An 11,033-nucleotide genomic window follows, 5' to 3' on the forward strand; every position below is an offset into this window, starting at 1 on the left:
AGGAGATGTACTGCAGCGCAGCAGCAACGGACTCGACGAGATCGTCGTACTTGATCGTGGTGGTCATCGTGTTTCTGTCGTGGGCGGAACGGGTGCGCGTCTGTGCACGCTGGCTGCCGCCTGGGACGGCGCCGGGCGCAATTATCCCACTGGGGTGCTTACAGCGTGCTGGTAAGGCCTTCTCGGCAAGACTACGCTTTGCACAAAACTGCAATCCAGAAGCACGAAGTGATCTACAACCGCCTCCTGCCCTGGGACCACGCGGCCGGCTGGCTGCTGCACCGAGAGGCGGGTGGGTTTTCCGGCCACTTCGATGGCAGCGGGTACCTGCCGTCCCACACGACCGGCGGGCTGGTGTGTGCGCCCGACCAGCGCAGCTTCGACGCGGTGCGCGAGGCTTTGCTGGCTTAGGCGGGCTCGTCCTCGGCCCCGGGCTCTTCGCTTTCCTCTTCGGGGTACAGGTCCGCATCCACATCCACCTGCGGGTCGGCGGGCAGGTCGCCGTCCACATCGTCGGCGGGCGAGAGGGCTTCCATGTGGTCGGGCAGGATGTCGCGCGACTCGCGGTGCAGGCCGGGCTCGACACTGGCGCGCTCGCCTGTGCCATAGCGGTCGGTGTCCATCTCCGGGTCGGCGCTGTACACGCCCGCGCTGTCGCTGCCCGAGTCGGAGGCATCGCTGGGGCCCATGCTGTCGTTGCCGGTGGCGCTGTGGATGGGCGGAAGGTTGTCGGCGTCGATGCCGAGCAGGCTGCTGGTGGCCATGGAAGTCTCCGATCTGGCTGGTGCGCACCGGTCAACGTGAGTCGGCACGGCAATGGCGGTGCGGCCACTGTGGTGCCATGGTGCGCGCCCCGGGCGCTGCACGGTGTAAGAACTTGCCGACGATTGACATGGCTGGTCACGCGGCGGCCCGTGCCCCCGTGCCAGTGCCGCCCCGCCGCAGCGGGGGCGTGGGCTTACAAACTACCGATGACGGAGGGCGTGAAGTCCACGGCGCCCTCCGGTTTTTCGCCCTGCGACCAGGCGAACAGCGAATCCGCCGGCATGGGGCGGGCAAAGAAGAAGCCTTGCAGTTCGTCGCACTCCATGGCCAGCAGGATGTCGCGCTGGCCCTCGGTTTCCACCCCTTCGGCCACCACGCGCAGGCCCAGTGCGTGCGCCAGGCTCACCACGGCGCTCACCACGGCGCGCGCGTCCTCGCTGATTTCCAGGTCGTTCACGAAACTGCGGTCGATCTTGAGCTGCTGCGCGGGCAGCTGGCGCAGGTAGTTCAGGCTGGAGTAGCCGGTGCCGAAGTCGTCGATGGACAGGAACACGCCGATGCGCGCGAGCCCGTCGAAGGTGCGCTGCGTGGCCTTGATGTCCTCCATGGCCACGGACTCCGTGATCTCGCACAGAAGCTGCGAGGCGTCCAGCCCGTGGAACTGCAGCGCATGGCCGATGCGCTCTGCCAGGCCGCTTTCGCGCAGCTGGTGCACCGAGAGGTTGATCGCCACGCGCATGCGCATGCCGTTGCGGCCCCACTCGGCGGTCTGGCGGCAGGCCTCGTTGATGACCCAGTTGCCCAGCTTGTTGATCAGGCCGAAGCGCTCGGCCAGCGCGATGAACACCATGGGGCTGACCATGCCGTGCCTGGGATGGTTCCAGCGCAGCAGGGCTTCCACCCCGCTGATCTGGCCGCGCGTGCCGTCGATCTTGGGCTGGTAGTGCAGCGCCAGTTCGCCCCGGTCGATGGCCTGGCGCAGGTCGTTCTGCAGCTCCAGCTGTTCGGAGGCGTCCGAGCCCATGTGGGGCTCGAACAGCGCGTAGCAGCCGCCGCCGGCGCGCTTGGCGGCGTACATGGCCGCGTCGGCATTGGCCACGAGCTTGGTGCGCTCGCCGTGGTCGGGGTGCACCACGATGCCGATGGAGCAGGCGATCTGCACCTTCTTGCCCGCCACTTCGAAGGGCTGGGACAGCGACTCCAGCACCCGGTTGGCCATGGTGACGCAGGCAGCCACGTCGCTCACGTCTTCCAGCAGGATCAGGAACTCGTCGCCGCCGACGCGGGCCACGGTGTCGCTCTCGCGTGCCTGCTGGCGCAGGCGGTCGGCCGCGCCGCGCAGTATCACGTCGCCCGCGGCGTGGCCGAAGGAATCGTTGATGGGCTTGAAGCCGTCGAGGTCGACGAACAGCACGGCCAGCCGGTCTTCCACGCGCAGGTGGTTGGTGCGGTCCAGGCGCAGCAGGGCGTGGATCAACCGGTCTTCGAACAGCAGGCGGTTGGGCAGGCCGGTGAGCGCGTCGGCAAAGGCGCGCTGCTGCAGCTCGTCGTTGGCGGCCTGCAGGCGGCTATTGCTTTCCTTGAGCGACTGGGTCAGCAGTTCGGCTGTGGTCTGCAGCCGCGCATCCAGGATGGAAGTGAACAGCGTGCTCACCAGCAGGAGGCCCGTGGCCATGAGCACCATGGCCGTGAGGCCCGGGCCGCCCAGCTCGCCCGCACTCAGGCACACGGAGCCCACGGCAAAGCGCGCGGCCGCCATGCCGGTGTAGTGCATGCCGCAGATGGCAACGGCCATCACGAAGGACGCGGCCAACTGGTACACCAGGCGCTGGCCGGGCCGCACACGGCGCAGCAGCTTGAAGATGAGCAGCGCCGATGCCGAGGCCAGCACCGCGATCAGCACCGACAGCACCACGACGCGGTAATCCCAGACGATGCCGGGCGCCATCTCCATCGCTGCCATGCCGATGTAGTGCATGCCGCTGATGGCGGCGCCCATCACCAGCGCGCCCAGGGCGAGATGGGCCGTGCCGAAGTTCTCGCGGCTGGCCAGGCCCAGGGCCACGCCCGATGCACCCACCGCCGCCAGCCAGGACAGCAGGGTGAGCAGGCTGTCGAAACCGATGGCAATGGGCAGCTTGAATGCCTGCATGCCCAGGAAGTGCATGGACCAGATGCCTGTGCCCATCACGATGGAGCCCGCCAGCCACCACGCCAGGCCTACGCTGCGCTGGGCGGCGCACACGCGCCGCGCCAGGTCCAGCGTGACGTACGAGGCCAGCATCGCAATGCCAAAGGACGCGGCCACCACGAACAGGTTGTAGCTGAAGGGCATGAACGCGCTCATGGACATGGAGGAATGGATCTCGGTATGGATGGGCAGGTTGCGCCTGCGCAGGCGCTCCGTCAAGGGGGCGCGTGCATCTGGGTGCACGGATTGGATACGCACTGGGGCGTAGCGCGGCGCAGCCTGCGCTCAAGGGCAGAAAACGGCAGTGGGCCGATTTCGAGGCCAAAGTGTACCAATTTGTTGCAACTGCTGCTGGAGTGCTGGCTCTAGGAAAGCTTTGGCTGAACACTGAGGGCAGGGGAGCCGGCGCGCTGAACGAAGCGCTTTCCCCTCGGCGCTGGCGGCGCTTTGGGGGTGGGTAAATGAGAATTGTTTGTTTTTGTCTTATGCTCCCGGGGGCGCCCTCTGCCTGCCTGCCCATGGCCCGCGCTGGCGCACCGATTCGACCCGTTCGTGGCACGCCCGCGCGCCACGCCTGCCTTACCTTGGAGAACCGTTTCCCATGACCTCCCGTACCGAACGCGACACCTTTGGCCCCATCGAGGTGCCGGCCGACAAGCTGTGGGGCGCGCAGACGCAGCGCTCGCTGCAGAACTTCGACATCTCGGGCGAGCAGCAGCCGCGCGAGATCATCAAGGCGCTGGCCCAGGTCAAGCGCGCCTCGGCTGTCGTGAACCAGGCCCTGGGCCTGCAGGACGCGAAGAAGACCGAGGCCATCGTGGCTGCCGCCGATGAAGTCATTGCCGGCAAGCACCCCGGCGAGTTCCCGCTGGTGGTGTGGCAGACGGGCTCGGGCACGCAGACCAACATGAACGTCAACGAGGTGCTGGCCAACCGCGCCAGCGAGATCCTGGGCGGCGAGCGCGGCGAAGCCCGCCTGGTGCACCCCAACGACGACGTGAACCGCAGCCAGTCGAGCAACGACGTGTTCCCAACGGCCATGCATGTGGCCGCCGTGGAGGCGCTCACGCACAAGCTGCTGCCGGCCATTGCCAAGCTGCGCGCCACGCTGGCGCAAAAGGCCAAGGATTTCGACGGCATCGTCAAGATCGGCCGCACCCATTTGCAGGACGCCACCCCGCTCACGCTGGGCCAGGAGTTCTCGGGCTATGTGGCCCAGCTCGACCATGGCGAGCGCCATGTGCGTGCCGCGCTGCCCCACCTGTACGAGCTGGCGCTGGGCGGTACCGCCGTGGGCACGGGCCTGAATGCGCCCAAGGGCTATGCCGAGCAGGCCGCGGCCGAATTGGCGCGCCTCACGGGCCTGCCCTTCGTCACCGCGCCCAACAAGTTCGAGGCCCTGGCTTCGGTGGACGGCCTGGTGCATGCCCACGGTGCCCTGAAGACCCTGGCCGCCAGCATGATGAAGATCGCCAACGACGTGCGCTGGCTGGCCAGCGGCCCGCGCAGCGGCATCGGCGAGCTGAGCATCCCCGAGAACGAGCCCGGTTCGTCCATCATGCCCGGCAAGGTCAACCCCACGCAGAGCGAGGCCGTGACCATGCTGGCCGCCCAGGTGTTCGGCAACGACGTGGCCATCAACTTCGGCGGCGCCTCGGGCAACTTCGAGCTCAACGTGTTCCGCCCCATGGTGGCGCACAACTTCCTGCAGAGCGTGCGCCTGCTGGCCGACGGCATGGTGAGCTTCAACGACCAGTGCGCCGTGGGCATCGAGCCCAACCGCGAGCGCATCACCGAGCTGGTGGACCGCTCGCTGATGCTGGTGACGGCGCTCAACACCCACATCGGCTACGACAAGGCGGCTTTCATTGCCAAGAAGGCGCACAAGGAAGGCACCAGCCTGCGCGAGGCCGCCGTGGCCTCGGGCCACGTCACTGGCGAGCAGATCGACCAGTGGGTGGTGCCGGGCAACATGGTGGGCCGCTGAGCGTGGTCATCTGTTGGCACGCATCACCTTGACCACGGCCGCCGCTTCCTCGTCGGCGTAACCCGCTTCCCCGGCCTGGCGGAACAGCGTTTCTGCCAGCTCCGGCACGGCGGCGTGGATGCCGGCGTCGCGCGCGTGCTGTGCGATGCGGCGCGTGGCATCGATGGAGATGCGCAGCGGGCTTTGCGTGATGGCGAAGTCGCCGCTGTGGATCACCTGGCCCTCGTGCTGCAGGAAGGCACCGAACGAGGGTGCGATCTGGTTCACGAGCACGCCGTAGTGCTCCACGTCCAGGCCCTCCGTCTCGGCGATGCGCGCACCGTGGAAGAACCCGATGGTCGCGCCGTAGACATACGACAGCGTGGCGAAATCCATCGCCGAGGCGAGTGAGGGGCGCTCGCCCAGGAACGTGACGCCGCCGCCGAAGACCTGCAGCACGGCCAGCGCGTTGTCGAAGGCCTGCTGGGCACCCGAGACGAAGACCGGCGTCGTCGGCAGGCCCATCTGCTCCGGTGCGGCCTGGATGGCGCCGTCCAGGTACAGGCCGCCGTGGCTGCGCACCCAGGCGTCCATGTCCAGCGCCTCCTGGGGGCTGCCGGTGGTCAGGTGCACCACCGTGCGGCCCGTCAACGCCCCGCCTACGCCCGGCGACAGCAGGATGGCGTTGGCGGCCTCGTAGTCCTTCACGCAGACCACGATCACCTCGCTGGCGGCGATGGCCTGGGCCACGTCCTGGTGCGGGGTGGCCCCCAGGGCCACCACCTCGGCGGCGTGGGCCGGCGAGCGGTTCCATACGCTGACCCGGTGGTCTGCCTGCAGCAGCAGTGCGGCCAGTTTTCTGCCCATGGTTCCCATCCCGATAACGGTCGTTTTCATACAAATCCCTTTCATGGAGTAGCGCCAAACCGCGGGCGACAAGTGCCTTCGCGGCGGCATGCCAATAATCTGCAGAATCGCTTGGCCGGTCGCGCAGGAACGGCTGTTTGGAGAGCACGGATGGACGAATCAGCTTTGGCAGTGGCGCCAGGCCGCGCCGGCCTGCAGGTGGACCTGGTGGAGACGCCGGGAGGCGTCGTCGAACTCAGGCCGATGGCGGACCTGCGCATCCGCGTGCATTCGGGCGAGCCGGTGCGGGGCCTGTGCGGCTCGCAGCGTTTTGTCTACACGCGCGGCGATGTGGACATCGTTGCCGCCGGGCAGGCGGACCGCTGGCACGAGGACGGGCCGGGCCGCTCGGTGGTGTTGCGCTTTGCCCCGGCACTGCTCGAACGCACGGCGCAGGAGGCCGGCTTGCCGGCCGGCCGCGCCGCCCTGGCCCCGCGCCACCAGTTCCAGGATGCGCACCTGGCCCACATCGCCTGGGCGCTGGATGCGGAGCGCCAGGCCGGCTTCCCCAACGGCCGGCTCTATGCCGAAAGCCTGGGCACTGCGCTGGCCGTGCACCTGCTGGGCCGCTACACACTGGCGCGCAAGGCACCGCGCAGCCTGTCGGCGGCGCAGCTGCGCCGGGTGGTGGACTACATCGAGAACCGGCTGGACGAGGACCTGTCGTTGACCGTGCTGGCCGGCGTGGCGCACAGCAGCGTGTCGCACTTCAAGACCTTGTTCAAGCGCTCGCTGGGCGTGCCGGTGCACGAGTACGTGGTGCAGCGCCGGGTGGAGCGCGCCAGCGCCCTGCTGCGCCAGGGGCGGTTGCCAGCCAGCGAAGTGGCCCTGGCGGCCGGCTTTGCGCACCAGAGCCACATGGCGCGGTCCATGCGGCGCGTGCTGGGGGTGGCGCCGAGCGCGCTGCGTTCAACCTAGCAGGGAGCCTGCAGGCGCAGCAGCGCCCCGTCGTGTGCCGTGGGTTCCCATCCCGGCCTCACCAGGCTGGTCACCCAGAGGTCGCTGGCCTCCCCAAAGGCGCACATGGTGGGTGCGCGGCAGGGCAGGGCGATGCGGCGCTGTCGCTCACCCAGGGGCGACAGGATATTGAGCACGCCTGCCGACACGCCGGCCGACCAGTAGCACCCAGCTGCATCGACCTGCGCACCGTCGGGCCTGCCCTCGGCCTCGCCCAGGTCCGCGAAGGGGCGGGGCTCGCCCATCGTGCCTTCGGCCTCGTTCCAGGCGGCCTGCCAGACCGTGCCGCGAAAGCTGTCCGAGAAGTACAGCGTGCCGCCATCGGGGCTCCAGGCGATGCCGTTGGCCACCACCAGGCCTGCATGGAGCTGGTGCACCAGGCCGCTGTCGCTCACGCAGTACAGGCCGCCGGTGGCCTGCTTGTCCGCCCGGTCGTCCATCGATCCGATGACATACCAGGCGCCGGGGGGTGTACGCTTGCCATTGTTGAGGCGGTTGCCGTGCGGCTCGTGCGCGGCCAAAGAGCACACGGTGCGCAGCGCGCCCATGCGCAGATCCAGTTCGACGACGCTGTTCTGCAGGGCCAGGCGCACGCGATGCCCGCCCCACAGGGCCATGGCGCCCACCACCTGCGGCAGGTGCCAACGCGTGAGCTGCTGCAGGGCCGGATCCAGCCGCAGCAGCAACTGGGCGCGCACGTCGATCCAGTACAGCGCCTGCTCGCCAGCGTGCCATTCGGGGGCTTCGCCCACCCGGTTGCCCACGGGCCACACCTCGATGGGTCCGGTACCGGGGTGGTTGAGCACCGAAGGTGCGATGGACTCAGAGGAAGGGGGCACGGTCATTGTCGAAGCCTGCCGCAGCAAAGCTGCCGCCCTGGAAATGCTCTGCGACGGCATCGCCGGACTGCAGGTTCTCCAGCGCCGTGGCGTGCGGGTCGGCCGAGTGCCGGGGCTGGTAGCCCAGTTCCTGGGCACGGCGGTTGTCCCACCAGGAACGCTTGTTGTCCGATGCACCGTAGACGATCTCGTGCACGTAGTCGGCCGTGAGGCCTACCTGCACCAACTGCGCCAGATCTTCCGGGTGGATCCAGTGGCTCAGCGCGCGGGCATCCTCAGGCGCGGCGCTGCAGTGGCCGATGCGCAGGCCGAAGCCGCGCACGCCGTGCTTGATGGCGTACATGGCGGCCAGCGCCTCCATGAAGACCTTGCTCACGCCATAGCGGCTGTCGGGCAGCGGCGAGGCCGTGCCGTCAATTGTCTGGCTGCGCGGGTACAGGCCCACCGCGTGGTTGGAGCTGGCGTAGACGATGCGCTGCACGCCGGCCGCGTGGGCCGCCTCCCAGAGGTTGGCCACGCCCACGACATTGGCTGCCAGCAGCGTGTCCCAGCCGGCCTCGCGCGGGTACCCGGCGAAGTGCACGACCGCCTCGCAGCCCTTCAGGGCGCGCTGCAGCGCCTCGCGGTCCGCCAGGTCCAGCTGGTGTGCCGTTTCGCGCGGGTCCTCGGCCTGCACCGGGGCTGCATCCAGCAGGCGCAGTTCGCTGCACAGGGGCAGCAGGTGCGGCCGGATGGCGCGGCCGATGCGACCGGCAGCGCCGGTCAGCGCGATGGTGCGCAGGGCGGTGTCAGTCATGCGCGAGCGGCCAGCGGTCTGCGTGCGCGGCTTTCCATGTTGCATAGGCCTCGCGGCGTTCGGGGTCGATGAGCGGGTAGGTGCCGATCAGGCTGTCTCCGGCGCCTATGCGTTCCTCGACCCAGGTCTCGTAGATGGTCTGCACGTAGGCCTCGCGCGCCACGTCGTCCGCGATGTGGCGGGGGATGCAGACCACGCCTTCGGCGTCGCCCACCAGCACGTCGCCCGGGTACACCGACACACCGCCGCAGGCGATGGGCAGGTTGATGTCGATGGCGTGGTGGCGGATCAGGTTGGTGGGTGCCGAAGGTCGCTGGTGGAAGGCCGGGAAGGGCATGGCCGCGATCTCCGGCGAGTCGCGAAAGCCGCCGTCGGTCACCACGCCGGCCACGCCGCGGCGCATCAGGCGGGTGACCAGGATGTTGCCCGAGGAGGCGGCCGTGGCGTCGCCCCGGCTGTCCATCACCAGCACATGGCCGGCAGGGCAGGTCTCCACCGCCACGCGCTGCGGGTGCGCCGGGTCGTCGAAGGCGTCGAGGCCGTCGAGGTCCTCGCGCGCCGGGATGTAGCGCAGCGTGAAGGCCAGGCCCACCATGCGCGCCGTGGCCGGGTTCAGGGGCCGCACCTCCTGCAGAAAGACATTGCGAAAGCCGCGTTTGAACAGCACCGTGGTGAGGGTGGCGGTGGATACGAGCCCCAGACGGGGCAGGGTGTTGGAAAGCAGGGGGATGGTCATGGTTTCTTCAGTCTCGTCCGATGCGTGCCCGGGGGCGACGCGCTTGCAGGTAAACAGATTCGTGCTCGGTGCCGGCGTTCCAGCCGCCCGTGGCCAGGGCGACGTTGCGTTCGCTCGGGTGGGCGGCGATGAAGTCCTCGCGCAGGCGCACATCCAGGCCCGGCAATGCGCTGGCCTGCAGGAAGCCGGGTTCCACGCGCAGGCCGCTGTCCAGCACCTGGTTGCGGCCTTCCCAGTCCGGGTCCATGCGTTCCAGCACCAGCGCGTTGGGGATGGCGCTGAGCAGGTGCACCATGGCCACTTCGGCCACGGGCCCGAGCGAGCCCGAGTGCGGCGCCACCATGACCGACAGGGCCTCGGCCATGCCGGCGAGCTTTCGAATCTGCGTGATGCCGCCAAATCGCCCGCCGTCGGGCTGCACCACGTCGAGCAGGCCCTCGGCCAGGAAGGGCTGTATGTCCTGCAGCGTGGCCAGGCGCTCGCCGCCGGCCAGCGGCAGCGCCACCTTGTCGCGCACCAGGCGCCAGCCGCGCAGGTCGTCGGGCGCGACGGGTTCCTCCAGGAACAGCAGTTTCAAAGGCTCCAGCTCCCGGCCGATGGCCACCGCGTCCGCAGGCGCCAGCCATGGGGGGCCGTGCAGGTCACACATCAGGTCGATGTCGGGGCCGATGGCGGCGCGCACGGCATGGGCGCGCTCCACCACGTTGGCGATGCCGCCGACCTTGATGCCCTGTGCGCCTGCTGCCACGGCCGCGCGTGCCGCTTCGGGCGTGGCGGCATGCACGTAGAACGGCACCTTGCTGCGCGTGGCACCACCCAACAGCTCGTACAGCGGCACGCCCAGCGCCTGGGCCTTCAGGTCCCACAACGCCATGTCGATGGCGTTGATGGCGCCCATGCCCACCACGCCGGTCTGGCCATGGCCCATGCAGGCCACACGCATGCGCTGCCACAGGCGCTCGATGCCGCGCGCGTCCTCGCCCACCAGCAAAGGGGCCAGGTCCTGCACGGCCGCTGCCACGGCCCGGGGCCAGCCCGAGCCTTCGCCCGTGCCCACCAGCCCGTTGTCGGCCAGCACGGTCACGAACAGCCAGTTGCGCGAGGTTGCGAGGGCCGACTTGCCGGTACCCGTCCACCCCGTCTGCGGCGGGGCGCCCGCCTGCATGAGGTGGCAGCGGATTTCTTGGATCTTCATGGGTTTCCTTTGCTCTCACTCGGGCTTGATGCCCGCATCCTTGACGACCGTCTGCCAGCGGGCCAGCTCGCGCAGGTAGAAGGCCTGGAAGTCCTCGGGCTTGCCGCTGGTCACGACCTCGGAGCCGAGCTGCGCCACGCGGGCGCGAAAGGCCTCGCTGGTCGCGGCGGCGACCACCGCTTCGTGCAGGCGCTTGACCACCGGGGCGGGCGTGCCGCCCTTGACGGCGATGCCCTGCCAGCTGCGGATGTGGGTGCCGCGTGGCAGCTTCAATTCCTCGGCGCTGGGCACGTTGGGCAGCGCAGGGATGCGGCTGGCCTGCATCACCGCGACGGGCGTGGCACGGCCCGAGTCGATGGTGGCCTTGAGCGAGCCGGACATCAGGTCGAACATCAGGTCCACCTGGCCTGCCATCAGGTCCTGGTTGGCGGGCGCGCCTCCCTTGTAGGGAATGTGCAGCATGTCGATCTTCATCTCGCGCTTGAACAGCTCCAGCGCCAGGTGCGAGGAGGTGGCCACCCCGCCCGATGCCGCCTTGGCACCGCCCGGCGTGCGTTTGGCCAGGGCCACCGCATCGGCCGGCGTCTTGATGCCGCTTTCGGTCGAGGCGACCATGAGCACCGGCCTTCAAGCGAATTCGAAACTGACCGACGAGGAACTCGCCGCCCTGCTGGCGGCCGCG

The 11,033-nt window shown here is 69.1% G+C and carries 10 protein-coding genes and 1 pseudogene; 3 read left to right on the forward strand and 8 right to left on the reverse strand.

Annotated features, from left to right (window positions below):
* Positions 1-222: 222 nt before the first annotated feature.
* Positions 223-411, forward strand: a pseudogene (locus ACK59X_RS19005) (inositol monophosphatase family protein); the annotation flags it as partial.
* Here the strand turns inward: ACK59X_RS19005 and ACK59X_RS19010 are convergent.
* Positions 408-764 carry a hypothetical protein gene (locus tag ACK59X_RS19010; protein ID WP_409959734.1) on the reverse strand — a complete coding sequence of 119 codons (357 nt, stop codon included), beginning with the start codon at positions 762-764 and terminating at the stop codon, positions 408-410. The pseudogene ACK59X_RS19005 and the gene ACK59X_RS19010 overlap by 4 nt on opposite strands.
* Before the next feature lie 194 nt (positions 765-958).
* Entirely contained in the window at positions 959-3,112 is a 2,154-nt protein-coding gene (locus tag ACK59X_RS19015) for a putative bifunctional diguanylate cyclase/phosphodiesterase (RefSeq protein WP_409959753.1), read from the reverse strand.
* A 445-nt stretch (positions 3,113-3,557) separates the two neighbouring features.
* Between ACK59X_RS19015 and fumC the strand changes: the two genes are divergently transcribed.
* Positions 3,558-4,943, forward strand: a complete 1,386-nt coding sequence (gene fumC / locus ACK59X_RS19020) for a class II fumarate hydratase (protein WP_409959736.1) — start codon at positions 3,558-3,560, stop codon at positions 4,941-4,943.
* Positions 4,944-4,949: 6 nt separating this feature from the next.
* Here fumC and ACK59X_RS19025 read toward each other — a convergent pair whose 3' ends face one another.
* Positions 4,950-5,819 (reverse strand): NAD(P)-dependent oxidoreductase, encoded by an 870-nt coding sequence (locus tag ACK59X_RS19025; protein ID WP_409959739.1) that lies wholly within the window; start codon positions 5,817-5,819, stop codon positions 4,950-4,952.
* A gap of 120 nt (positions 5,820-5,939) precedes the next feature.
* Here ACK59X_RS19025 and ACK59X_RS19030 point away from each other — a divergent pair, with 120 nt between their 5' ends.
* A complete protein-coding gene (locus ACK59X_RS19030; protein WP_409959741.1) occupies positions 5,940-6,746 on the forward strand; it encodes a helix-turn-helix domain-containing protein in 807 nt (268 codons plus the stop codon).
* Here ACK59X_RS19030 and ACK59X_RS19035 read toward each other — a convergent pair.
* Genes ACK59X_RS19035 through ACK59X_RS19055 form a run of 5 tightly spaced genes read right to left on the reverse strand, consistent with a single transcriptional unit; the run spans position 6,743 to position 10,966 of the window.
* Positions 6,743-7,624, reverse strand: a complete 882-nt coding sequence (locus ACK59X_RS19035) for an SMP-30/gluconolactonase/LRE family protein (RefSeq protein WP_409959743.1) — start codon at positions 7,622-7,624, stop codon at positions 6,743-6,745. The two genes, ACK59X_RS19030 and ACK59X_RS19035, sit on opposite strands and share 4 nt — an antisense overlap.
* Positions 7,608-8,420, reverse strand: coding sequence for an NAD-dependent epimerase/dehydratase family protein (locus ACK59X_RS19040; RefSeq protein WP_409959745.1), 813 nt, complete (start codon positions 8,418-8,420; stop codon positions 7,608-7,610). The genes ACK59X_RS19035 and ACK59X_RS19040 overlap by 17 nt, the downstream gene beginning before the upstream one ends.
* A complete protein-coding gene (locus ACK59X_RS19045) occupies positions 8,413-9,156 on the reverse strand; it encodes a ribonuclease activity regulator RraA (protein ID WP_409959747.1) in 744 nt (247 codons plus the stop codon). Before ACK59X_RS19045 ends, ACK59X_RS19040 begins: the two co-directional genes overlap by 8 nt.
* 7 nt (positions 9,157-9,163) lie before the next feature.
* A complete protein-coding gene (locus tag ACK59X_RS19050; protein WP_409959749.1) occupies positions 9,164-10,351 on the reverse strand; it encodes a mandelate racemase/muconate lactonizing enzyme family protein in 1,188 nt (395 codons plus the stop codon).
* 15 nt (positions 10,352-10,366) lie between these two features.
* Positions 10,367-10,966: a Bug family tripartite tricarboxylate transporter substrate binding protein gene (locus tag ACK59X_RS19055; protein ID WP_409959751.1), complete on the reverse strand. Its 600-nt coding sequence runs from the start codon at positions 10,964-10,966 to the stop codon at positions 10,367-10,369.
* Between the last annotated feature and the right edge of the window lie 67 nt (positions 10,967-11,033).

Source organism: Acidovorax sp. (assembly GCF_046339755.1).
Lineage (GTDB): Bacteria > Pseudomonadota > Gammaproteobacteria > Burkholderiales > Burkholderiaceae_C > Acidovorax.